Origin of the sequence: Bifidobacterium tsurumiense (assembly GCF_000741765.1) — a bacterium.
Taxonomy (GTDB): Bacteria; Actinomycetota; Actinomycetes; order Actinomycetales; family Bifidobacteriaceae; genus Bifidobacterium; species Bifidobacterium tsurumiense.
The window spans coordinates 11805-38174 of the sequence record NZ_JGZU01000013.1; the positions used below are offsets into that span (position 1 = coordinate 11805).

Consider the following 26370-nt stretch of genomic DNA (forward strand, 5'->3'; position numbering starts at 1 on the left):
CCAGTACTTCCTCGTTGAATATTGGGCGATTCCTCGCTATGCGTTGAACGATTTTTAACTCATCCTTCCTTGTCGCTCGTGTTTTCGTCTCACGAGTAACGCATAAGATTTTCGCGCACGAATCATGCCGTTCTGCGGTTCATCGGGTTGTGCTCACGAATAACACTTGAACTTCCCGCGCGCGGATCCCGCGTAATGCCCATAGCCGCGCCCCTGAAACATGAAATTGTGGCGGCACCCGAGAGTACCGCCACAATTTCAAGGAAAGAAGAATGAGAAAGAAGATTATGAATTGCGCTGGGCTGCGGTCTTAGTACCTGCGTTTGCGCATATCCAGCAACCGCAGCCCAGCCATGTGTCAGTTCAGCGCATCACTCCTTACCGTCAAAGCTCGGCTCATCGCTGAGCGACTGTTGAGGAGTCGCGGCCAAAGCAGCTGCTTCCTTGCGACGCTTGAGGTAGCGGCTTATGGCAAGGAACTCCAGACCGATCACCAGAACCGCTGTCACACCCCATACGGCGTACATTGCCTTGCGCCATACCGGGACAGACACTGCAGGCTCGCCATTCTCGTAGGTCCAGCCGTTGACCACCGTGTAGAGGATGTTCTTGGTTGCCTTGCGCATTGCGATCAGCGAGGTTGCGGACTTGTCGGTGATGTGGTTGGTGATGCTGGTGGTTGCCAACATCGCATCGTTGCCGTTGCGGATTTCCTGATCGGCATTCTGGTATCCATAGCCGCCGAAGTAATCGGTGAGCACGAATCCCTTGAAGCCCCACTCATCGCGCAACACCTTATTGAGCAATGCGTCGGAAGCACCGGCATAGGTCGGTCCGATGTAGTTGAAGGAACTCATAACAGCCTGTGCGCCGCCTTCCTTCACGCTCATCTCGAATGGCTTGAGGTAGGTTTCGCGAATGGACTGCTCATTGGCCCAGGTCAGCAACATGTAGTTGCGGTCGGTTTCCGCTTCATTCAGCGCGAAGTGCTTCATGAAGGAATAGACGCCCTTGGACTTTGCTCCACCGATCTGGTTGGAAGCCATGGCACCGGAGAGCAACGGATCCTCAGAGAAGTACTCGAAGTTACGACCGCCGAAAGCAGAGCGGTGGATGTTCATTGCAGGTGCATACCAACCGGCAACATGCATATCGTGTGCCATCTGTCCGATCATCTCGCCGAATTGCTTGGAGAGATCCTTGTTCCATGTGCAGGCGAATGCGGTAGATGCCGGGAAGCCAATAGAACCCACGCCGGTGAAGTTGTTGTTCAATGAGGCGGGACCGTCTGCGTCAGTCACCTGGACCTTGCCGATCTTGTTGATGGCCTGGCTGCCGTAGCCGGCGTTGGCGATCAGATTGTCCATGTCGTCGAAGGTCAGCTGGTCGAGCAGCTTGTCCCAGTCGGCGTCATCATAATCCTTGCCACGCAAGTCCACCAATCGCAAGCCGTTCTTGGCTCCGGTAGTTGGCATCTGATCATCGGCATTGTCGTACTCTGTCGGATCGTAGTTCGCATTGGCAATGAACTTGGACTTCACTTCATCGCTCATGGAGAAGTTCGTCGGAGCAGCAGTTGCCTCGGCATAGTTGGCGAAGTTGTTGGCACGCGACAGATAGGTCACATCGCCTTCGGCATCGTCGAACTGGTTGGTTGCAGCCGTCTGATCGCTGTCATGCGTATTGGAATCCGAATTGTAGGTGACGGTATCCGCCACGGTCACGGTCTTCTCGTCAATGATGGTGTGCGAATCCGAGCGGATGGACACGCCATAATCTCCGGATTCCAGCACATATGCCTTGGCATTCTTGGAGTCATACGAAGCCATATCATCATCGTCGAAGGAGATGGTAATGGTCTGCGATGCACCGGGCTCGAGCAGGTCGGTCTTTTCGAAGGCGACCAAATTGGCGGAGGCCTTCTCGATGCCACCGTTGGTGTATGGCGGGTTGTAATACGCCTCAACCACATCCTTGCCGGCCTTGTCGCCGGTATTGGTCACGGTCACATCGAAGGAAATCTTGCCGTTGCTATAGCTCACATCGCCCATGGACTGCGTGAAACTCGTGTATGACAGACCATATCCGAATGGATACTGCACCACATCGTCATAGTTGATCAGGCCTTCGGTGGCAGCCGTCTCATAGAACTTGTATCCGACGTAGATGCCTTCAACATAGTTGACAAAGGTTGGGGATGATTCCACTGTGCCGGCGAATCCAGGGAAAGAGGTCTTGAATTCATCGACATTGTCGTAGCGGAAGGTTCCCAAAGTACTGGTATAGGACTCAGTGCTGCCCACGCGGTCGATATTGTTGTAGGACGGGATCTGGGTCAGATCCTTGAGAAAGGTATCCGAGGTCTTGCCGCTTGGATTCGTGGTGCCCGCGAGCACATCGCCCAAAGCCGAGAAGCCCGTCTGTCCTGCAGGCGGAGTCCACAGCACGGACTTGATTTGCGGATAGTTGTTCACGAAGTCAAGCTGGAAAGCATTCGCACCGTTGTAGACCAAGGTGACCTTGTCAAAGTTCTTGGTGACCAGATCGATCATATCCTTTTCGGTCTGGCTGAGCTGCAGGAAGTGCTCGCCATCCTGGAAATCGGCGTATTCAGAAGAGTTGTCGTTGTAGGTAATGTACTGATCCTTCATATTCATAGGAAGGTCAGCGCCTTCGCCGCCAACGCGGGCAATCACAACAACTGCTTCATCGGAGAAGTTCTTGGCGTCGTTGATCAGAGTATCGGAATACTGAGCCGCGGGCACTTCAGGAAGTGTCCAATCCTGGGCGAACATGCCCACTTCCGGACGGTCGGCACGGTAATCGGTGTAGAGCTTGGACAGCTCGCTGTTGGTTTCCAGACCGGCATCTTTCATGCCTTCCAACAGAGAAACGGTCGGATACTGGTCAGACATTGAGCCTGAACCGGTGCCGCCATACACAGGATTCGTCGAAGCCCAGCCGAAAACGTTGACCTTCTTGCCACTCAATGGCAGGTTTTCGTCATTGTTCTGCAGCATGGTGATCGCCTCTGACTGCACTTCCTTGGCCAATTCGTTGGCCGCGGTAACGGTGCTGTCAGATAGCTCGTACTTCGTAACGGTCGCATTGTTCAGAATGGTTGCCAGCGGACCTGTCAGCATCATGGAGAACGCAACGACGACGCCCACCAATACCACGATCCACGATTGCGAATGCACGAGTTTGCGCGTGCCCACATTCTTCACCGTCTTCTTATTGACGGCGAAGGTAATAATTATCGCCAGTACCAAAAGCACTCCGGCCGTAATCAAATACGGCAGTAGTGAGTTCACTACGGCGATGACGTCTGCCCAATTGATCTGTAGCATGAGCGCCTCTCCTCCAGATTGCGCGTCACAGCGGGCTCATTCCCGCCGCTGAGCGGTTGTCATATTCCCGGCTCAGGAGTCATCCAAGCAGGTCTCGCCGATGCACCATAACATCGTTTTGACTCATAATGGCTACGCAAAGATGCACGTCCTTATGCCGATATATCCATTACAGCCGCACTGCCTGATCACCGCATCCTTTATTGCATGTATGGTCATTCCATTCGCATATGTGGTTCATTATCTCGCTTCAGTTACGATATTTTGCATGCCGAATCGCACATTGCATAAGTGCGTATTGGCGAATCAGCGATGAATTATCCCACCAGATAGAGAGCCCGCACGCCACTCTTTTCACAGGGGTTACTAGGATGGTTGGCATGAACGAGGCACATGCATTGAACCTGGAACCCGGCCAATTGGTCGGCGGGTATACCTTGATGTCACGCCTTGGAAGTGGAGCCATGGGATCCGTGTGGCGCGTGCGCGATGACGGCGGCCAGCAATATGCCATGAAAATACTCCGCGATTCGCTCGCAGAGGTGCCGGCCGACGATCTCAGCAGCGATGATATGCAAGAAACCATGACCGCCCGCGAGCGCCTGCGCCGCGAAGCCATGGCCTTGCAAAAAGTCCGTCACCCCGGGGTCTGTGCAATCGTCGACATGGAGCTGGATGATTCCCTGGCCTTCATCGTCACCGAGCTTATCGAAGGTCGCAATCTGCGCGAAGACGTTGCCGCCAATGGCCGCTATGTCGGAGACGACCTGGAACGCTTGGCACGAAAGCTGATTGAAGCGGTACGTGCCGTGCATGCCGCGGGCATTATTCATCGCGATATCAAGCCCACTAATGTGATGGTTGCGGCCAGTGGCCCTATTTTGGTGGATTTTGGCATCGCCATGGGCGCGGGTGAATCGCATGTCACGCGAACTGGTTTAGTCATGGGTACGCCCGGATTCATTGCCCCTGAGATCATCGATGGTGCCGAGTCCAGCGATATTACGGATTGGTGGTCTCTTGCCTCGGTTTTGGCCTTTGCCGCCACGGGCAATCCTGTGTTCGGCACCAAGCCGATGATGACGGTTTTGGAACGTGAGGCTTCAGGCAACGCCAATCTGGTCGGTCTGCCTGCGCAAACCATGGCGGCTTTTCGCTCCGCATTGCATCCAGATCCGCAGAGAAGGTGCACCCCTGAACAGCTTTTGGACGCCATTAGCATCGATACTTTGCAGACTCCTTCATGGAGCAACGAGGCTTATATCGACTCAGATGAAGAGCATGGATATGCCGTATCCGAGGCGATGCGCCCTTTTCAGGTAGCTGATACCGGCGCAGCCACGCGCCTTTTGCGCATTCCTCGACCCGATATCGACAATCCTCGCTCACTGTGGAGAGGCGATGATGCCGGCACACAGATTATGCCTGCCATGACTGCGGATGCCTCACAGCCCATCGAAGCTGAGCGCGATGGCACAACGCCGTTGCCGCTGCAGGATCCTGAGGCGACTTCGCGCTTCCCCATTCAGGAGAAGCCATCTCAGTCGGCCGAATCATCGGCAAAACCCGCACTCCAACGTATCGCCGACCAATCGAATGCCTCTTCGTCTGCATCCGCCCCTTCCCCTGTGCAGACATCTGCAATATCTCCTCAGGCAACAGCAGTCATGCCGCTTTCGACATCAACGGCACCATCCCCGGCGCCTCAGCGTACTGCAGGCTCGAAACCGCGCACACAGGCAATGCCGACAGATGCCATGCAGCCGGCACCACCGTCAATACCCCCCGAAATCCCCCAAGAACAGGCAGCTCCACAGCTCACTGACCCATTTCCTTATGCACAGGCGCCGAGTCCAACCGATTCCAAACGAGGCGCATATGTTCAGCGCGGCAGCATATCCCAATGGGCAATAGCCTTGGTATTCGGGCTATTTGGAGCGACCGTTCCGATTGTGGCGCTGTTCCTGGCACTCATCGTGACTTGGGTGCTCTTGACATTGGGTTTGAATGTGGAAGCGCAATTGGGACGCGAAGCGCGACGAGGAGGCGTGTGCAAACCCTCGGACGCTGTACTGCGTGTAGCCGTGCTCCCTTGGCATGCTTTGAAGGCCGCTCTCCTGAGCATTCCCCGTATCTTGGCCTTTGCCGCCATTACGGTTATTGGCACGACTTGCATCACCTTGCTCTTTGGATCGCCGCATATCAGCTTGGTCATCCCCTTAGGACCTCTCACCACATATATTCCATTGCCTAACAGTGCGCCTTTGTCGTTTGGTGGAATAACCTTGGGGATCATGTATGCCGGCGCATGGCTGGTCAACGGCTTGGGACCTCGATCTGTATTCATGCGTATTGGAACAGGTGCTGTGCTCGGCGCATCTTCTGCAGCTCAGCAAGCTTCATCACAAGGTCCAACGGGCTATTCCCAGAAAGAGTCACCCTCGGCCACTCGCGGTATCGTGCTAACCGCAGCATGGATAGCCTGCATTCTGGGCGGCGTCGCCATCTTGGTCGCAGGCTCTTCCATAGACTGGGCGCCTCTGTTGTATCTGTGAGTCATTTTCTGAGACTGCCAGCTTCACATGACAGCCAAACACTGAACACTTCGCAGGAGGCAGAACCATGCCCTGCGTTCATCCCCCTGAACTAGACTTGCCTCGTGTCATGACGGTAATCCCATGCGTCGTGGACTTCGGAAAGGAATCACATGGCCCAGAACGAGAAACAGGCCGCCAAACGCAAATCACGCGCCGCCCGTCGCGAAGCAGAAGAGGCAGCCGAAAAGGCAGCCCAGGAGCAGGCAGCCAAGGAGCGCAAGCAGCAGACCATTATCGGCGCCATCGTCGTCTTTGTTATCGTCGCTCTTGTCGCAGTGATCGGCGTGGTCATTTATCGCAATATCAAGGCCACTCAGGAAGCCAATATCAGCGTGAGCGAAGCATATTCGCGTCTTCAGTCTGTCTCCGACAAGCCATCCACCGCCGATGACAAGGGCGGTTTCCTCATGTCGAAAAATGGCTACAATACCAGCGTTGACGGAGCTCCGACAGTCGCAGTGTATATGGATCCCATGTGCCCAGGTTGCGGCAATTTCAACCGAACCACCGACGCCACCCTCATCTCCATGATGAATGCAGGGCAGATCAATCTGGAAATCTATCCGATGTCCTTCATGGATCGTTATTCGACCGACGAATACTCCAGTCGTGTTTCCGGAGCGATTGCATACATAGCTTCGCATGACAGCAATCCGGACCATCTGTTGAATTTCATTTCCAATATCTACGCCGAAGATTTCCAGCCTTCTGAAAGCAGCTACAAGGCGGTCAGCGACGATGCAATAATCGAGCAGGCCACCAAGGCCGGGGTTTCCGAGGACATCGCCAAGTCGGCCATGAATCGTGAATACCAAGATTGGCTGGATGCCATCAATGTGTATACACCGAAACGCGAGGAGCTGTGGAATACCTCCGGCAGCTCCGCCGGAAGCATGACCACTCCAGCGGTCACCATCAACGGCACGATTATCAACACATCCGATATGAATACGGCTCAGATGGGTTGGAAGGACGCTGTTCTGGCATCAATCGGACTTGAAGAAAGCCAGGTTGGCCAGTCCACCATGCCTTCGATTGGCTCCACCGGAAAGCCGATTTCACTCACCACAGGACAGTGAGGAAACGCTCATCGATACAGCGATAAGGCATTAGGCAGCTGCATATGATGCGCGGGAAGTCGTGAACTCCCGCGCATCATTGAACATAGGCGCATATAAGCCTGTGTATGTGGAGCAATCATGAATATGCTCCGCTCTGAGCAAGAAATCCGCTTTTCACAGGATAACCGCTCGCAAGCATGATTATCATGTCGAAAAAGGTTGGTTAAAAATTTTGTCGCTGACATGTCGTGATGAATTGTCAAACACTGAAATCCTTTTGATTTCAGCATTAGCGATGTGCACCGGCACACAAAGTTGTCATATATGTTGTGACACAAGCGACATTTGAGGATGAATCGCATCTCCTATGTGGTATGCTATTCAATCGTTCCATGTCTCGGAATTACCGATGGCAGTTGAGGAACAAGGCCTCCTTAGCTCAGATGGCCAGAGCGGCCGCCTTGTAAGCGGCAGGTCGTCGGTTCGATCCCGACAGGAGGCTCTAAGCGCAAGAATATAGCGTATTATGGTTGTATACGTTGATTCTGCGTATAACACTTACGCGAGTAAGAGTCTCGGAGCTTTCCCCCAACTTATGGCTCCGAGCAGGTAAGTGGAGCGTCCCCCCAACCAGCTCCACTTATGGGGGCAGGAACATCCCCTTCTCTCCTCGCCCCCTCTTTCTTTTTTTCAAAGATATGCGGATTCGTTATCCACGTATGTGCAGGATTCCTGACACTCTTCCCCGAATGTCCGCATCAGTCCAATCCATTGCCGTTTAATGTGCAATTGAAGTCTGCTGTTTATCGACACATATTTGCCCGCATATTGACACCTGCTTCAACCACATCTGCACGAGCGGGCTAGTAGCCATGCCTGACTGCCTGTTATTCGTGGCTAGATAGGCGACACCAGAAGATTATTATTCCCGCCACAGCGGGAATAATGGTTGAGGAAAGGGCGTAATTGTGGGGAAATAGGTGACGCTGGTTCGTTCCCTAACCGTTATGCAGAAAGAACAGCTACCATATAAGCCGTGAAGCGTAGCGCTCGGTAGCCGGTTCAGGCCCGCGCCGATATCAATAAGGAAAGAGGGCGCCATGGCACGTCGATGGACTCCGCGACGTTTTGTGATATTACGACGCATTCGTGTGGCAATCTGTGTTGTCGCCATAGTGATATCCAGTGCGGTCACCTTCGGATTCTCTGCGCGCAAGACCGTGGCACTGACCGTCAATGGCCAAACCAAAACGGTAAAGACCTATGCAGGCAGCGTACCGAGACTGCTCCAGGAACAAGGCATCAGTATCAAAAGCCATGATGTGGTCACTTCCACAAATGGCACTGAAAATCTGACCGACCATTCGGTTGTCACTGTGCGCAGCGCATATCAAGCCACGATCACCATCAATGGACAGCAGGTACCATTCTGGACCGTGGCAAGCAGCGCGCATGAATTGTTGGGATTCTTCAAGAGCAACGAGCAGGCAGCGGCATCGAAGATCACTGTCAATATCGACAATGTCTATAACCAGCTCACCGGCGGCATGGTCATCAACAAGGAAGGCCCTGTGACCGTCATCGCGGACGGCAAGACATCAATTGCCCCCAATGGCAAGCTCCCCGCTGCATCTATTTTGGATTCCAAGGGCATCATTCTCAACAAAGAGGACCGAGTCAGCGTGGAAGAGGACGGTGGAACCACCATTCTTCGCGTCCAGCGCGTGACGCATGGCCAAGAGACACGGACCGTCCCTATTCCCTTTGGCACGCAAACCATTATCGATTCCACATTGCAACCAGGAGAAACAGTTATTCGCCAACAAGGTGAGAACGGCGAAAAACAACAGGTTTACGACGTAACATATGTCGACGGCGTTGCCGAAAGCGAGACTTTGCAGTCCGAAACCACGACGAAAGTCGCACTTGATCAGATCATTGCCATAGGCCCTGATAAGACAGCCGAAAATAATGATGACACCGGCAATGGGCGAGCCGACGAGGGCACCAATGTTCCGGAGGATTCATCCTCTGAACCAAGTCAATCCCCTTCGCAGCCTTCAGGCGGCTCCGATTCAGGTTCATCTGATAATTCCAGCAGCAATTCCGGATCATCGGATTCAGGCAGCAGCAATAACAATTCAGGAAGCTCAGGGAACTCCGGCAACTCTGGATCCGATAATTCTGGAAATTCCAGCAACTCCGGCTCTTCTGACAGTAGTCAAAGTTCCGGCAGGCTCTGGCACCCCACTCCGGCACAGGCCCAAACCTATGCAGCCGGGGCCGCGGCGCAATACGGCTGGACAGGGCAGAATTGGACAGATCTGGTAAGCCTGTGGAACCGTGAATCCAGCTGGCTGTGGTACGCAGAAAACTCCAGTTCAGGAGCCTATGGCATCCCGCAATCACTGCCGGGCAGCAAAATGGCGACCTTCGGGGAAAACTGGCGTGACGATGCCGCTGTGCAAATTGACTGGGGCCTCAGTTATATTGCAGGCCGATACGGCAACCCCTCTGCGGCATGGCAGCACTCTGAACAATATGGATGGTATTAAACAATGAGGCAAGACGGCGCACACTCTTCCCATGACGGCAATACCCATGCCTATGAGACAGCAGCAGGCATGACCGGCTATATGGACGGAGGCACGACCAATACCACGAAGTCAAGCGATATTGCAGCCGCTCTCATGGCTGATGCACCATCAGATCATGCTGCAGGCCACCTGTTGGGCGCCGCGGATATCAGACGTATCGCTGCAGATGCCGGTGTCACCCCCACCAAGAAGTTCGGCCAGAATTTTGTTATCGACCCCGGAACCGTGCGTCGCATCGTTCGTGAAGCCGGGGTGCAGCCCGGAGAAAACGTTATCGAGGTGGGACCCGGACTCGGATCGCTGACGCTGGCCTTGCTTGAAGCCGGAGCGCGGGTCACCGCTGTCGAAATCGATCCGCCACTGGCTCAGAGACTGCCGCAAACGATCGCAGAATTCATGCCCGATGCGGCGAATCGATTGCACGTGGTGAATCATGATGCGCTTACCGTCACCGCCGAACATCTGCCTCAAGCAGCTGCCGCTGACCGGCTAACCTTAGTGGCTAATCTCCCTTATAACGTCGCCACCCCGATCGTGCTGACGCTTTTGGAGCGGTTCCCGGCAATGAACCGCTTCCTGGTGATGGTGCAAAAAGAGGTCGCAGACCGTCTTTCGGCACAACCAGGCGGCAAAATCTATGGCACACCAAGCGTGAAATTGGCATGGTATGGCAAGGCGGAGCGCGTGGGGCTTATCGGACGAAACGTGTTCTGGCCCGCGCCGAATGTGGATTCGGCGTTGGTGCTCTTCAGCAAGCAGGATGATGCATGGTGCAATCGCGCGGACGCGCCATCACGCGATGAAGTATTCGCGCTTATCGATGCCGCGTTCAGCCAGCGTCGCAAGACTCTGCATGCCGCATTGAAGAGGATTGTTCCTGACGAGGCCTATGAGCATGCCCATATCGATCCCACACGTCGTGGGGAAACCCTGACCATCGACGAATTCGTCGCACTAGCACTGGGTGTTCGTGCCAGCACATCCACCGAGGTGCAAGCATGAGCAATAGTGCAAAAACTGGCGAAGATACCCATGGTATGACCTCAAGCATGATGTCGGACGGCATGATGACGGTCAGCGTTGATTGCCCTGCCAAAACGAATCTCACGCTGCGTGTAGGCGAGCGCCACGAGGAGTGGGGCGGCAGGCACGAATTGGACACTGTGTATTGTGCAGTAGGCGTCATGGATACGGTAACCGTGTGCCAAAAGCCACAAGGTTCTGGATTCTCGCTTGAACTTGCAGGAACGCATCTGGGCAACCTCGCAGCAACGGATAGCGATATGAGGCGCAATCATGCCGTTTCAGCGTTATTTGCCTTGGCTAAGACCAGTGGAAAGTCGCCTGATGTGGCGCTGCATATCCATAAACGCATTCCTGTCTCTGCCGGTCTTGGCGGCGGTTCGGCTGATGCCGCAGCCACATTGCTGGCACTCAATGAGCTGTGGGACTTGCATTGGCCAATTGAGCGTTTGCGGGGCATCGCCTCCACCCTCGGTGCGGATATGCCATTCTGCCTTACCGGAGGATATGCGCGTGGCACAGGATTCGGTGAGTGTATCGAAGACATTCCTTGTGAAAGTGAACTCGGCAAGCGTTTGCGTGACCAAGGCTACGCCGGGCATATTTTGGTTGGTGCCTATCATCATGAACTCAGCACCCCACACGTATATCAGGCTTTCGATGAGCTGGGTGCCGGAACCGGGGATGATAACGACTTGCAGCATGCCGCGATAACACTTCATCCTCGAAGCGGGCTGGCCATTCAGGCAGCTCTTGCAGCAGGGGCAAGCCATGCTTTCGTTTCGGGATCCGGACCTTCAGCCATCGCTTTCGTCCCCTCGGATGAGGTTGAACGAACCGTGCGCGAAGCATGGTTGCATGACCATGCGGTGGATCGCATTATCGTTGCGACAGCGCCAGTAACACCGGTGATTCACTCTCGCGCGAGTCAAACTCTAAAGGTACAGTAGAAGACATTCGCCAATACACAAGGGGCATGAGGGACATGACGGAACAATTCGACGAACGTGAGCTGCGCAAGGCGTATGTGCGCAGGCGTCAGACCATCGTTTTTTCGGTAGTCGCCACCGTAATGGCTGTCGCGGTCATCGTCTCTTCGCTGTTTATGTTCCACGTATTCGGTCTTGGAGAGCAAGACTCACCCGTTGTCAAGCCGAATTACGGCATTCAGGCACCATGCGCTCCTGCAGACCAAGACGGCAATCCTGCAAAATACGTTGACAATTCCTCTGTCAGCATTCGGGTCATGAATGGCACAGCCTTCAGTGGCTTTGCCAAGGCTGTTGGAGAGGCTTTGGCAAACCGCAGTTTCAACGTGACTTCCGTAGGCAACTATTCCACCACTTCGGTTGAACGCACCACCATCTACTTTGGCAAGAATGCCATTGCTGAGGCATACACCTTGAACAGTAACTTCACTGACGCAATCCTGCAAATGGATGATCGTGAAGACAAGCTTATCGACGTCGTGCTGGGCGCAACCTTCAAAGATTTGCAGGACAAGCAGAACGTCCCTGCAGCAGGTGCGAATATCACCAATATCGAGGGATGCGTTGCGGCTGACCAAATGACAAATGTCCCGAAGGCCGCTGAACATACCGCTGTGTGATGCCCTGAGGCATCTCAGACACCGGTCTCGCACGGGCACCTTCAGATATGCTAGTTTGACTTCAACCGGCACTGTTATAGACCACTTTTGCGTCTTGAAGCATGGACGGCCCCATTACTTGCCACGATCATGAGTTATAGAGCTTGGTTCGTGCCTACATGCTTGTTATTGCGACTGCGGGCAGCGCTCCTGATTATTGGCGCGAGACACGATCGGTGTGCTGCACACGATACTGTCACAACACACCGATCTCACATTGCTCTTCGCCGTGCCTAAGCCGACTGCTCCTCAAACCAACGCTTCAGCTCGGCAACAGCCACTTCATGATCAACAGGACCGTTATCCAAGCGGTAGTCCAGCATATGGCGATATGCCTTGCCCACCATGGGACCGGCTTCAAGTTGCAGAATTTCCATGATTTCATTGCCATTCACATCCGGACGGATGGCGTTGAAATCCTCCTGCTCCTTTAAATCGCGAACGCGCTGTTCCATCTCATCCATAGCGGCTGCGAACATCTGCTCCTTGCGGCGATTCTGCGTGGTGGCATCGGCGCGAGTGAGACGGTTCAGGCGCTCGTAGAGGTCGCCGGCATCTTTCACATAACGGCGTACCGCAGAATCAGTCCAGGGCTCATCGATATAACCGTGGAAACGAAGATGCAGGTCAACCAGATTGCTCACATCGTCAACCACATGGTGATCAAAGCGCAAGGCCTTCAGCCTCTTGCGGGTCATTTTTGCTCCCACGGCGTCATGGTGATGGAAACTGACCTTCCCGCCCACTTCGAAACGCCGTGTTTTCGGCTTGCCGATATCGTGCAATAGGGCAGCCAGGCGCAACTTCAAATCCGGCGCGGGAACAGGACCATCGTCATCCGTCTCCAAGGCCACAGCGCGATCCAAGACCATCATGGTGTGCTCAAACACATCCTTATGACGATGATGCTCATCGATTTCCAATTGCAAGGCAGGGATTTCAGGCAGCACAAAATCGGCAAGACCGGATTCGACCAATGCTTCAATGCCGGCTCGAGGCCTGTCGGAAAGCAGCAGCTTCGTCAATTCATCGCGCACACGTTCAGCGGACACGATCTCCAGGCGATCGCTCATATCCATAATCGCTTCGGCTGTTTCCGGCTCAATGCGGAATCCGAGCTGGGCCACAAAACGCACCGCACGCATCATGCGCAGAGGGTCGTCATCAAAGGACTGCCGAGGATTCACCGGCGTACGCAAAACCGACTTTGCCAGATCGTTGGCCCCGCCGAAAGGATCCACGAATTCCAAATCGGGCACACGCAAGGCCATGGCATTAACCGTGAAATCACGGCGTGACAGATCGCCTTCGAGGGAATCGCCATAGCTCACTTCAGGCTTGCGTGAATCAGGATCGTAGGCATCTGAACGATAGGTGGTCACCTCAACTTGGACCTCAGTGCCGTCTTTTCTGCGACGCATTGCGCCCAGGGTGCCGAATTTGCGACCCATATCCCAGAATCCGTCATGCCCCCAGGATTTCAGAATCGGCTCGAATTGTTCAGGACGCGCCGACGTGCAGAAATCCAAGTCATGCGATTTTCGGTGCAATAACATATCACGCACCGGTCCGCCGACAAGAGCGAGCTCATATCCCTGCTCGGCGAATAACCGCCCTAATTCAACGGCTTCAGGCCATACTTCGAAGTTCACGCATACCCTTTCACGGCATATCTTGCATTGTGCACAATATTGCGTCTACTAGCATACCGTTACCCCACCTGCACAATGCGTTGAGTAAGGTGGAAGACATGATTACTCCCGCAGACCTCGCGCGCATGCTCGCCGGTGCTGCGGTGAACCATGCCCAAAACCCGTTGGAACCGGATACATTGCTGTATACATCGGAATCCGATCGCCCTGAAGACGCACAGGATTCCGTTGTCATAGAAGATGCACAAGAGGATATCGCAGACCGCACGCCGACTCCGGCAATGATGCCGCGACGCCGAAGTGCGGACACCCCTGCGACCTTCGCATCTCTTGATGCCCAGGATCTCCCGGTTGTGCGCGAATACTCTGCCGGAGGCCTGATTTTCGACGAACGCGGTTATGTCGCCATAATCGCCAGACATTCTCGTAGCGGCCATCTGGAATGGTGCCTGCCGAAGGGACATATCGAAAAAGGTGAGACCCCTCAGCAAACCGCAGTGCGCGAAGTGCATGAAGAAACAGGAATATTGGGCGAAGTCGTGGACTCCATTGCCACAATCGACTACTGGTTCACAGGCTCCTCGCAACGCGTCCATAAACTTGTTCACCATTTTGCCTTACGCCGCATCGGCGGAACCCTCACGGTGGAAGGAGACCCTGACCATGAGGCGGAGGATGCCATCTGGGTGCGGTTCGATGATCTCGATAAGGTATTGAGTTATCCCAATGAACGCAAGATTGCGTGGCTGTACGCACGGAAACTGAACAGGCAGGCATAACTTGACCCGATTTGTCTCATCGGACGCGGCCAATCTACGCCGGTCCACAGCATCAGGCACGCTCCGCCATGCCGTTTTGGCCATATGCACAGCAGTACTGGCAGTAATGACATGCTGTCTGCCAGCCAACCAAGCTTTGGCCGTGGGCGCTATGCGTAATGCCAATAATGGCGCCAATACTGCACCGGTGATTACCTCACCTGCAGCCGATACTTCAGAGAACGCCGCGAGCGCAGACGCCAGCAAAACAGTCTCACTGACTATCGATGAGTCCACAGCCGTGGTCACTGCCTCTTCCGGATACCATGTCAAGGCCACCATCACCAATAACACCGAATCCGCTCTGGAAGCCGGTAATCTGACGGTTGCGACCAATGTCTTCTACTCGTTTGTATCACGTACCGATATGCAGCAGTGGGCACAAAGTGGCGTGAATATCCCGATGCCGGACACTTTGGGACAAGTTGATGTACCGGCCATTGATGCCGGCGCGAAGGCCACGGTGTCTGTTGATGTAGCCGCTGATCAGGATCGGCTATCTGCGATTCTTTCATGGGGTCCCAAGCCTGTGTTGATCAGATATGCCAACACGAATAATCGCGCGGATAGCCACACATTCCTCACGCGTTCCAGCGATGGTCTGCAGACGGCTGGAACGCCCGCTATGTCCATGACCGTGGCATTGCCTTTGGGCACCAATGCGTGGCAGGCCGACGATTCTGTCACGAGTAATCTGTTGACCACTGCTGATTCGGCTGACTCCTCCTCGAATAATGGGACTGACACGTCCGATGCGGGCAGGTCATCGGACTCCAGCAGTACGGACCCTGAGAGAATAGTCACCACCAGTGCAGACGCCGGCAATACGCAGCGTGCACTACAGCAGGTGCTCTCGCGGCACCCTCTATTGCAGGTTATCGCCGACCCGACGTATCTGAAAGCCGTTTCCATTCCGCCTCGCGTAAGTGCAATAACCCAACCGGGAATGTTTGATATCACCGCTTATGCCGCCATAGGCGATGCTGAGGCGTATGCCACGGCAGGAGTGGACAGTTCCCAGTGGAATGCCGATACTGCTTTGGGCCAGCTGCGCAGCGCATTGGGCGATGATAACGCGTCCTCACCGGTTATTGCGGTGCAAGGAAGCGGCGCATGGACTCAACAGGCTTTGGAACAGGCTCGCGCCGAAGGATATGAAACGGTTATTGCTGATTCGGGTTTTGGCGATCAGGATGATGCAACAGTGCATACGGGGAAATTGGTAGTTCCCACATCGCAGGGTGATATTACCGTGCTGACAAGCCAGAATGTGCTCAGCGAACTTGCACAAGGGCGAGCCACAAGCGATAGCGCCAGCGGAGAGACCAGTGCAGCAGGCAGACTGGCACGGTTTATGGCGCAAAGCGCTTTTTATCAAATGGAACAGCCGTACACATCTCGAAATCTTCTGGTCTGCCTGGGAGATCAATCCTCCGGCTCCGATGTGGACGCCCTTATGAATGCCGTCGAACAGGCTTCATGGCTCTCCCTCACCGATATCAATACTCTTGCCGCGGCAGATGCCTATCAAACAGGCAGCGAAGCCGAACAGACCATTGCTCAGGCAAGCCAGCCCAGCGAAGAAGAACTGAGCTCCACGCGCACCACGCTTGAATCACTCGCATCGAGTAAGGCCGACATCTCACGATTCGCCAACTCGATTATGGATACCAGCATCGAGCCGTCCTCTTCCGATGCGGCTTCCGACAAGGGCGATGAACAATCCTTGGCTCGGCAGGATGCAAGCTCCACGGCCAGACGCTCCAAAGATGGTTCAGCCTGGGTAGCCTCATTGCAAAGTGCGCACTCGGTATTGGCTTTGCATGCGCTTGCACCAAATTCCGACGTGCGCGAGCGCATGGTTTCCGGAGCGCGATCGCTTTCCAACCAGTTGCTCAATGGCGTTTCAGTGGTGGCATCGGATGCCATAACCGTGGTGAGTGAATCGGCAAGCATGCCGGTCACTGTGAGCAACAGCCACCCATATCCTGTTCGTGTGCAGGTCTCATCTCTCACCGATTCCATGGAAATCGTGACATCGCGATTCTCGGAAATCGAAGTGCCGGCCAAAGGCGAAGCGCAGACCACTTTTACGATTCGCGTGTCCACCGCAGGCTCGACAACGGCACATATCACTCTTCAAGACCGCGATGGCGTGGAATTCTCTGATTCCCGTTCCACCACGATTACCAGCGCATTGCAAATCAGCGACAAAACAGGCTTCGGCATTATCGCAGCAGCAGCCGTCTTGGGCGTTCTGGGCCTATGGCGACAGTTCCACCGCAAGAAAGACCCTGACGAATGAGCTCCTCAGTAGGACGTAACTCCCTCATCATGGCCTCAGGCACCGCGGCCTCGCGCGTGACTGGGCAGATCCGCACCATTCTGTTGGCTGCTACCATCGGCACCACCGGTATCACCGCAAATGCATATCAAGCGGGTTCCATGATTCCGCAAGTGGTGTTCACACTGGTATCCGGCGGCATCTTCAATGCGGTGCTTGTGCCTCAAATCGTCCGTACCTTGCAGCACAAAGACGCGCAGGAACGCTTGAATAAGCTCATCACCTTCGCCATAACACTGCTACTGAGCATCACTTTGCTTATGGCGGCTGCAACTCCTCTTTTGACGAGACTGTATGCCAATGGCGGTCCGGATATGATCGCCCTCACCAACTCCTTCACCCTGTGGTGCATGCCGCAGATTTTCTTCTATGGCCTCTACACCGTGCTGGGGCAGATCCTTGCGGCAAAAGGGCATTTCGGCATGTATGCGTGGAGCTCTGTCGGCGCCAATATCATCAGCAGCGCGGGATTCATAGCCTTCATTGCCATGTTCGGCAAATCAGATCGGCAACCCATCGAATTCTGGACACATGACAAGCTCCTGCTCACTGCGGGTATGTGGACTTTGGGCGTGGCTTTCCAAGCGTTGATCCTGTTTCTGCCGTTGCATCGCATAGGTTTGAAATACCGTCCTCAATGGGGCGTCGCCGGAATCGGATTGCGTTCGATGGGTCCTGTCGCAGCCTGGAGCCTCGGCATAGTCACGATCACTCAGCTGATCACCATTATCACCACTCGCGTCACCACGAGTGCACCGGAACGTGCAGGCGCCATGATGGGATTGGACCAGTTCAGTGTGGCGGGCAATGCAACCTATCAAAATGCGTACACGATTTATATTCTGCCGTACTCCTTGATAGCCGTATCAGTGGCCACCGCGATTTTCCCCAAGATTTCCCAGGCTATTGCGGATCGTAATATCGACGCCGCCCGTCGGGATCTCAGTTCTTCGATGCGCAATGTCGGATTGCTCATGTGCTTCTTCACCGTGGCTTTTCTCGTCATGCCGATGCCGATTATCGTGGCATTGTTGCCTTCGGTGACCACTCATGCCGCGCAGCTTATGGCCGGCCCTTTGATGGCATTATCGTTTACGCTCCCGTTGACAAGCGCCTATCTCATCATTCAGCGCACATTCTATGCCTTTGAAGACGGCAAGCGACCGTTTATTTTCATGGCCCTGCAGGCGGGATTGCAATTGCTGACGCTGTTTATCGGCATCAATGTGCTTCCTCCAACACAATGGGCCACTATGACCGGGGTTTCGGTTTCCGTTGGATATATCCTCGCTTTCCCGGCGCTGGCATGGATGCTGCGTAAACGTTTTGAGGGAAATCTGGACGGCCGCCGTATCACCGTTGCTTACGCCAAAGCGTTGCTCGCCTCTGCTGCAGCTCTTGTCACCGGTTTATGGCTTCGTTCGCCTGTGTATGCGATCGCAGGAGTGCATCTGACACCTGATGGCGGCGAAATGAGCTGGATCCAGGCCGTGATTTCTGCATTGCTGCTCACCATAGTGATCACTGTCGTGTATCTCGGTGTGCTACACGCTTTGCGTACCGATGAACTGATGTCGCTCGCTAATTCGATTGCCTCGCGATTGGGATTGCGCAAGGGAAAAACGGCCTCTGATGAGATGCCAGAAAATACCGATAACTCGCCCGAGAATGCAGACACCCCCAAGGATGAGCCATCCCTTATTTCGACCAGCCCAGAGAGTAGAATGTCCGGAGCGTCGCAACCGTCGCACATACCTATGGGGCATGGAGTCGAAGGACATATGAAACCTGAGCTCGGAGACATCATTATCAATCGTTACACCTTGGTGTCGTTGCTACGCAAAGAACCAGGTGTGCAAGTGTGGGAAGCCAATGACCGCATTCTGGCTCGCGATTGTCAGCTTTTCATTGTCACAGACGGCGATGTCACAGACCAGGTTAACAATATCGCGTCTTCGCTGGCATTATCCCGCGGCAGCCGTTTCACTCCTGTGCTGCAATTCCACGACATTGATGGGGTCTGTGTCGTTATCACTCAGCTGGACGCCGGTCTGTCGCTGACTGATTATTTTGCAGGTGCCGCTGGAAAGACACTCTCGTTCGATGGCATGAAATCGGTACTTGGCGAAACGACACAGTCGATGATGCGCCTGCTTTCCGCAGGACTCAATCACACCGCATTGAGCACTGAAACCATTCGCGTCACCAGCAATGGCGTGCAAATCGCGGATGCCGTAATAAGCCCTTTGATGGCAGATCTTTCCGATGCTCCTGAAGGTATTGCCGGTGAACAATTGGCAGTACGCCAGATTTCCGCACTGCTATTCGCGATGCTTACCAAGCATCATTCAGCGCCGGACACCATTTTCGATCTTGCCGATCTGCCAAATGACGTGCCGGACGAATTGCGCCTGATATGCGCTCGAGGCCTGAATCTGCGTGATGGCGATCAGGACCTATTGCTGCTCACTACGCTTGCCGAGCTAGATGCACTCCTAGGAGACTGGCAGCCGCTCACTTCGTTGGCTACCCGCGATATTGCTTTGCCGAGCGCTGACGGTGATGCTTCGATCATTCATGCCGAGTTGCGCCTCTCCGATCCCGCAAGCATTCTTCCGGTGCCCGATGAATTGACCACGCTGCCCGCCGTGGTCCCTGATGCCGTAGACGGCCAGGATATGGGTACCGTCTCGCCAGATTTGCTTATCTCCGATGCCGCCGCCGAAGAATATGCGGTTCAGCACAATGGCGACAAGCCGGCTGATGGAGCTGCCAAAGCTGCGGAGGGTTCCGCAGCAACCGTGGCCTCAGGCGTTGCCGCAACGTTTGCCGGCGTATTGGCAGCTGTGCAACAAGGCTTGAAAGCAGCCGGTTCCACTATGGGCCGTTGGTGGAATATGGGCAAAGCCAAAATCAGCGGCACACAGCCATCCGAAGATGTGAATTCTCCAAATGCTTCCACAGAGGCCGAATCAACGGCAAATGGGAAATTCGGGAAATCTTCATCTTCGGTTGCATCCACGGGTCATGGCGAGGGCGCTCAATCTAGCCTTGCCGGCAACCCTGCTTTCCAACAGGGCATGGATTTCCGTGATGTCGCAGCCGCTGAGATGGCGGGCCTGCTTTCTCATGCCGACACTGATACCGAAGCCACGCTATTCCCGACTTTCGGCGAGCAGGCCACCGGTAATTCCAATCCGACCATGCAGTTCGACTTCACCAAGAAAATGCCGACTGTGTCAACCGTTGGGTCAGGCGCTCCTGAAATGTTGGAAGCCACCGGCCAGATTCCAACCGTCGTTGCAGGCGAAGCATCGCAACTGGCTCTGGAAGAAGAGCGCCAAGCTGCACAGACCGCCGGTGCAGCGGCTCTGCCACCAAGCTTCACCCCCCGTATGCATTCGCAGAATGCCAACACTGAAGCGTCTGCGTCAACGCAGGGTGATGACGATATTGCCGACGCCAAGCTATTCGGCGGCCTGAGTACCAAGGTAATTGCCATCGGCGTGGTGGCTATTGTGGTGATAGCGGCCTTGCTGCTGGCATTGAATAGCCTCTCAGGCGGTACCAAGAATGAAGGTATCGTCAGTAATGACTCCGGACAATGGCCGACAATGAATCTTGATGAAGTGCCCTTTGGCGACAAGAGCGCAAGCAGCGAGAGCTCTGACGACGCTTCGTCGCAGCCATCTGAAAGTGCTTCATCATCTGAATCGGCAGACGCACAGGCGAGCGCCAGTAGCTCGGAAAGTGCTTCCAAGGATTCCAAGGCCGTTACGGTAACGCATGCCGATAAGAATGTCTCTGCCGTTCCAACGCCCAAGGTACCGGAAAACAATACCCCTTACGATATTGACAAGCAGCAATTCCTCACGAATCCTGCAGGCCAACAGGGTCTGGGCTACTACATGCATCTGAGCCAGCCGCAGACTGCGCAACGATTCGTTATCAAGATCCGTTCCTCTGGCGGCAAGGGGTATCTGCGCGTGAATACGAGCAGCGATCCGACTCAGGGTAGCCAGGTTGCAGAATTCAGCTTTGATGCCAGCGGCACGACTGAGGTGCGCTTCACGGCCACTAAGGCTCAGGACTTCCTGCTGTGGGTTCCTATGGACAGCCTGCCGAATAACCAGTTGTATATCGATTCGGTGCAGATTTACTGAGTGACAACACCTCAGACTACTTCCGTTACGGATTATCCCATCCAAGGTGATGAGCCGTTATCGTCTTTCCGAATATGCAATGTACGACATGCCGCACTGCGTGGGATTTGGATCTGGTGATGTCGCCCACCTTGCAATAGCCGATTGGCCGCCTATTTGACGATGTGAATTACAGCATTCCGTCGAATAGGCGGCCTTTTCATTCAACCAACTTCGTATGATCCCGCATTCAAATATCACATAGTAAACTGTCTCCATTGCACCCTGATGTAGCAACCTGGTGACCTTTCGAGACAACTCGTGGCACGAACGCCAGCTTCGGCTACAGTGTGCTATATCGCGCAATAGAGTGCGCCGCTAGAAAGGAAAACGCATGTCCGAGACTGCGAACACCACAAGCTCGAAAATGATCAAAAACGATCCTTGGTTCGGTTCTTATGCCGACCGCGCCGAAGTGATGCGAGCTTCGGAGATTCGAGCACTGTTTGCAGTCGCATCTCGGCCTGAAGTCGTTTCTCTTGCAGGCGGCATGCCGTATCTGGAATATATGCCTTTTCAGGAGCTTTCCGAGCTCATCGCTAAGATGATGGTCGACAAGGGCGATATCGCATGGCAGTACGGTTCGGCACAAGGTGATCCACATCTGCGTGAGGATGTGCTGCAAATCATGGAGTTGGAAGGCATTACTGACGTCCAGCCCGATGATGTGGTGATCTCCAACGGTTCGCAGAACGCCTTGGATCTGATCACACGAATAATGTGCAATCCAGGAGATGTCATTCTTGCCGAAGCCCCGAATTATGTCGGCGCTTTGGGCGTATTCCAGTCCTTCCAGGCCGAAGTGGTGAATGTCCAGCTGGATGAGCACGGTCTCATTCCTGAATCATTCGAGCAGTCCATTATTGAGCAACGAAAATTGGGCAAGCATGTGAAATTCCTCTACACTGTGCCTAATTTCCATAATCCGGCAGGAGTCACGATGAGTGTGGAACGCCGCCCGCGCATTCTGGAAATCGCCCGCAAATATCATGTGTTGGTTGTCGAAGACAATCCCTATGGCTTGCTTGGTTTCGATGGTCAGACCTATCCGGCATTGCGATCCATGGATTCCCAGAATGTGGTGTACCTGTCCAGCTTCTCGAAGATCATCGCCCCCGGTATGCGCATAGCTTGGATGGTGGCCCCTCCAGGAATCAGGCATAAGCTGGTGCTTGCCAATGAAGCTTCAATACTGTGCCCTTCCAATATGAGCCAATTCACCATCAGCACATATCTGGATAATTTCGACTGGAAGAAGCAGATCAACGATTATCGCGGCATGTATAAGGAACGCTGCGAAACCATGGATGCGGCATTGCGTGAATATCTGCCATATTGCACTTGGAACAAGCCCAAGGGCGGGTTCTACATTTGGCTGCGCATTCCGGATGGTCTTGATTCTCGCGCCATGTTGCCGAGGGCTATTACCGCCAAGGTTGCCTATGTTGCAGGTACCGGTTTCTACAATAACGGCGAAGGCAGCGACCATATGCGTCTTTCCTTCTGCTATCCGACACCTGATCGCATTCGTGAAGGCGTGCGCCGTCTTTCCACGGTTATGGATGCCGAGCGTGAAACCGTGGAGCTGTTCGGCACCAGCGGCAATCCTGACCCCGATCCACGCGATCCGGAGACGCCAGGTCCACATACGAATTGATTGAATCCAAAAATTCAACCAACAAAGCCTCGTAAGAGGCAGCGACAGACATATCAGAAGATATATCAGAATCGCGCATAACAGCCATTTGAATGGCAACAGCGCAATTGAATTCATGAGGAAGGCATACGTCATGGCAGATAAAGACGCAACTAGTCAAGACGCAGCAGCGCAGGCATTGGCAGATGCTGCACAAGCCGGCAACACAGACTTGAAGTCCGATACTTCACATGCAATTGATGCAGCATATAAGGAAAACATGGCCTCTTCAACCAAATCATCCACCAAAACCGAGCTCAAAGCGCGTAAAGATACGACTGTTTTGATTATCTGCGGCGGGCTCAGCCATGAACGCGATATTTCCCTCAGCTCAGGTCACCGCGTAGGCGGATTCCTCGAAGATGCCGGGTGGCATGTTGTCTTCCATGACATGGACAGTGATCTGATTGAATATCTCAATAATCCAAGCACTCGTCCCGATATCGTATGGCCTTTGCTCCATGGGGCCAATGGCGAGGACGGTTCCATTAGGGATGTGCTGGAGATGGTCGGCCTGCCATATATCGGCTCTCGTGCCAAGGCTTCGCGCACCGCTTGGAGCAAACCTATTGCCAAGAATGTGGTGCGAAAGCTCGGCGGATTGAATACTCCTCATTCGGTGACCTTGCCGGAATCCATGTTCCGCGAACTCGGTGCCGGCAAGGTAATCGATCTGCTTGTTCAATCCATGGGTTTGCCGCTTTTCATCAAGCCCACTATGGGTGGATCTGCAATGGGCTGCACACTGGTAACCGATGCGAAGCAGCTGCCTCAGGCCATGGTGAGCTGCTTTGCCTATGGCGATGTGGCGCTTGTCGAACAGGCCGTCACAGGAACCGAGGTTTCTGTTTCCATTCTTGATATTGACGGAAAGCCTCTGGTATTGCCTCCTTTGGAGATTTCCACACCGAATGGCACCTATGACTATGATGCCCGATATACGCCTGGCCCTACTGATTTCTATGTTCCTGCGCGGCTTCCTCAGGAGATTCTGAAGGCTGTTCAGGATGCAGCGTTGGCAGCGCATCGCACGCTCAGTCTCCGTGATATTTCCCGAACAGATTTCATTGTGGACGCTGACGGCATTCCTCAATTCCTGGAATCGAATGTGACTCCTGGCATGACAGATACTTCTTTGCTCCCGCAGGCTGCGGTCGCTGCAGGATATAATCTGGCTGATCTGTATTCACAACTGGTCGAGTCGGTCTTGCGCCAAAATCGAGCCGAGGCTTAAGGCTGCATATTCGCATAACCCAGATGCGCATAGTTGTGGAGTCATGAACTCCACAGAGGAGTAGTGAATTCCAGCGGAAGCGAATCCAAGCGAATGCGGGTTTCAGCGAGATTTGTGTCTGTGGATGCAGAATTCGGCAGAAACTGGTTCTGTCAGATTCGGTCAGGCAAAACCCATGAGGAGTCTGGTCGTCAGAGTAAAGGTTTTGCGCTGTCGGCACACTGGTCTGATGATGTTATGGTGGACGCATGACTGAACAGCAGCGTGATGTAATTATCGTAGGATCCGGCCCTGCCGGATACACAGCAGCCCTCTACCTTGCCCGTGCAGGATATAAGCCTCTGGTTATTGCAGGTGCACTCACCCCTGGCGGACAGCTGATGAATACCACCGAAGTCGAAAACTTCCCTGGCTTTATCGATGGAATCATGGGTCCTGAATTGATGGAATCCATGCAGAAGCAGGCCGAAAAATTCGGTGCCGAGATTCTGCTGGATGACGTCGTTTCTGTTGATCTTGATGGCGAAGTCAAGACTGTAACCGTTGATCAGGGCGATACGTATTCCGCAAAGGCTGTGGTGATCACCACTGGCGCAGAATATCGCAAGCTTGGAGTCCCGGGTGAGGTCGAGTATTCAGGTCGCGGTGTTTCTTACTGCGCCACCTGTGACGGCTTCTTCTTCCGCAATAAGCCGATCGTGGTGATCGGTGGCGGTGATAGTGCATTTGAAGAAGCAGACTTCCTCAGCCGCTTCGGATCTTCGGTGACTTTGATCCACCGACGTGACGAATTCCGTGCTTCCAAGATCATGGTTGACCGCGCTCGTGCAAACGAAAAGATTACGTTCCGCACCAATGCAGTCGTTGAATCCGTCAATGGCAATGACTCCGGTGCACAAAGCGTAACCCTGCGCGATACCGTAACCGGTGAAACCTCTGAAATGCCCGCTGAAGGCGTTTTCGTGGCCATTGGACATGAACCTTCAAGCAAGTTCCTCAACGGCGCTGTGAAGACCGATGATCATGGATACATCCTTGTTGATGGCGCTTCGACCCGTACCAATGTTCCAGGAGTATTTGCCGCTGGTGATGTGGTGGATAGTGTCTATCGACAGGCTATTTCCTCTGCCGGTATGGGCTGCCGTGCCGCATTGGATGCGCAGGCCTATCTGACTTCTTTGGAAGAGGCCTAAACACGCTGCTTATGCATTCTCAAGGATGCATCTAAAGAGCAATTACGTTAGGGGCGTTAGCGGGTTATCCTGCTAACGCCCCTTTCATTTTCGGCATGATTTGAAGAAAGCACTGTATGGGTAAACATACCGCTAAAGCTCTACGCTGGAACCGCTGACATATATCCTGAACAATCTCATTTTGACTGTGCTATGCCATTTAATGAACTCACATGCATTGTCAGTAGGTCGCTACAAATACAGATAGGCACTGCGGAGGTTTTCTTGGAGATAGTCACACAACTCCTTATCGCATTGTCTAAATAGAGGTGAAATACTCTATATAGTTAAACAAGCAAATTAAGCACATATATATTCTTCGTACCATCCAACTTTGCAACAAGGCATAACACATATATGTCCGGAATATGTTGAAGGCAATACTCCGAGATGATGCACCCATACAAGAGAATGTATTTCTACAGAGCCTGATCAACAAATCTCGCAAAGTATGGATGTTCTATCTCAAACAAGAATGTTCAGCATAGTTTGCATTTCTTATTCACCCTTATGATCGTGATGCCTGAAATATATCTGTCCGACAACGATGACGGTAAATATGATAATGAAGAAAATAATATCTGATGGCTCAATACTCATCAGCATTATGATATCTTCCATGCCTGCAACGCTGATTCCCTGTTATTTGTTTTGTGTATATAAGAATAAAAAAGGGACCTCCGGTGGCTGTTGTGCCGTCGGGGGTCCCTTTGTGAAGTGTGATGCGGCGGTGTGCTACTCTCCCACACGCTCTCGCGTGCAGTACCATCGCCGTGCCAGGCCTTAGCTTCCGGGTTCGGAATGGTTCCGGGCGTCTTTCCTGGGCCATGGCCGCCGCAAATCTTATGTTATCCCGGCCGGGAGGATCGAACCCTTCCCAGCGGGGGTGCCGGTTGTTTGGGAACCGGACGGTGGA

Annotated in this window: 14 protein-coding genes, 1 tRNA gene and 1 rRNA gene; 13 read left to right on the plus strand and 3 right to left on the minus strand. The window is 53.8% G+C overall.

Translation table 11 applies throughout. The annotated features are described in order from the left end of the window. Positions 1–371: 371 nt before the first annotated feature. Complete coding sequence (locus tag BITS_RS05745; protein ID WP_044259585.1) at positions 372–3350, minus strand: beta-glucosidase; 2979 nt, start codon at positions 3348–3350, stop codon at positions 372–374. A 371-nt stretch (positions 3351–3721) separates the two neighbouring features. Here BITS_RS05745 and BITS_RS05750 point away from each other — a divergent pair, with 371 nt between their 5' ends. The 7 genes from BITS_RS05750 (at position 3722) to BITS_RS05780 (ending at position 12237) form a co-directional block, all read left to right on the plus strand. Continuing rightward, positions 3722–5905: a serine/threonine-protein kinase gene (locus tag BITS_RS05750; RefSeq protein ID WP_026642718.1), complete on the plus strand. Its 2184-nt coding sequence runs from the start codon at positions 3722–3724 to the stop codon at positions 5903–5905. Between the two features lie 152 nt (positions 5906–6057). Next, positions 6058–7026 carry a DsbA family protein gene (locus BITS_RS05755; RefSeq protein ID WP_026642717.1) on the plus strand — a complete coding sequence of 323 codons (969 nt, stop codon included), beginning with the start codon at positions 6058–6060 and terminating at the stop codon, positions 7024–7026. A 410-nt stretch (positions 7027–7436) separates the two neighbouring features. Next, positions 7437–7510, plus strand: a tRNA-Thr gene (locus BITS_RS05760). 598 nt (positions 7511–8108) lie between these two features. Beyond that, entirely contained in the window at positions 8109–9563 is a 1455-nt protein-coding gene (locus BITS_RS05765) for an aggregation-promoting factor C-terminal-like domain-containing protein (RefSeq protein ID WP_026642716.1), read from the plus strand. A 135-nt stretch (positions 9564–9698) separates the two neighbouring features. Then, on the plus strand, positions 9699–10607 hold the full coding sequence (gene rsmA / locus BITS_RS05770; RefSeq protein WP_026642715.1) for a 16S rRNA (adenine(1518)-N(6)/adenine(1519)-N(6))-dimethyltransferase RsmA: 909 nt from the start codon (positions 9699–9701) through the stop codon (positions 10605–10607). 35 nt (positions 10608–10642) lie between these two features. After that, positions 10643–11578 carry a 4-(cytidine 5'-diphospho)-2-C-methyl-D-erythritol kinase gene (locus tag BITS_RS05775; protein ID WP_407712215.1) on the plus strand — a complete coding sequence of 312 codons (936 nt, stop codon included), beginning with the start codon at positions 10643–10645 and terminating at the stop codon, positions 11576–11578. Positions 11579–11613: 35 nt separating this feature from the next. Then, positions 11614–12237 (plus strand): LytR C-terminal domain-containing protein, encoded by a 624-nt coding sequence (locus BITS_RS05780; RefSeq protein WP_026642713.1) that lies wholly within the window; start codon positions 11614–11616, stop codon positions 12235–12237. Between the two features lie 272 nt (positions 12238–12509). On the opposite strand, the gene BITS_RS05785 is transcribed toward BITS_RS05780, so the two are convergent. Further along, complete coding sequence (locus tag BITS_RS05785; protein ID WP_026642712.1) at positions 12510–13928, minus strand: CCA tRNA nucleotidyltransferase; 1419 nt, start codon at positions 13926–13928, stop codon at positions 12510–12512. Between the two features lie 98 nt (positions 13929–14026). Here BITS_RS05785 and BITS_RS05790 point away from each other — a divergent pair, with 98 nt between their 5' ends. The 6 genes from BITS_RS05790 to trxB all read left to right on the plus strand — a co-directional run bounded on the left by BITS_RS05790 (position 14027) and on the right by trxB (position 25415). Then, on the plus strand, positions 14027–14707 hold the full coding sequence (locus tag BITS_RS05790) for an NUDIX hydrolase (protein WP_026642711.1): 681 nt from the start codon (positions 14027–14029) through the stop codon (positions 14705–14707). Between the two features lie 106 nt (positions 14708–14813). Beyond that, on the plus strand, positions 14814–17051 hold the full coding sequence (locus tag BITS_RS05795; protein ID WP_051264387.1) for a DUF6049 family protein: 2238 nt from the start codon (positions 14814–14816) through the stop codon (positions 17049–17051). Next, complete coding sequence (locus tag BITS_RS09525; protein ID WP_026642708.1) at positions 17048–21253, plus strand: murein biosynthesis integral membrane protein MurJ; 4206 nt, start codon at positions 17048–17050, stop codon at positions 21251–21253. Before BITS_RS05795 ends, BITS_RS09525 begins: the two co-directional genes overlap by 4 nt. 373 nt (positions 21254–21626) lie before the next feature. Further along, positions 21627–22949 carry an aminotransferase-like domain-containing protein gene (locus BITS_RS05805; protein ID WP_026642707.1) on the plus strand — a complete coding sequence of 441 codons (1323 nt, stop codon included), beginning with the start codon at positions 21627–21629 and terminating at the stop codon, positions 22947–22949. A 133-nt stretch (positions 22950–23082) separates the two neighbouring features. Beyond that, positions 23083–24222, plus strand: coding sequence for a D-alanine--D-alanine ligase family protein (locus BITS_RS05810; RefSeq protein WP_238556556.1), 1140 nt, complete (start codon positions 23083–23085; stop codon positions 24220–24222). A 248-nt stretch (positions 24223–24470) separates the two neighbouring features. Beyond that, entirely contained in the window at positions 24471–25415 is a 945-nt protein-coding gene (gene trxB, locus BITS_RS05820) for a thioredoxin-disulfide reductase (protein ID WP_026642705.1), read from the plus strand. A 761-nt stretch (positions 25416–26176) separates the two neighbouring features. Here the strand turns inward: trxB and rrf are convergent. After that, positions 26177–26293 (minus strand): 5S ribosomal RNA (gene rrf, locus BITS_RS05825). Between the last annotated feature and the right edge of the window lie 77 nt (positions 26294–26370).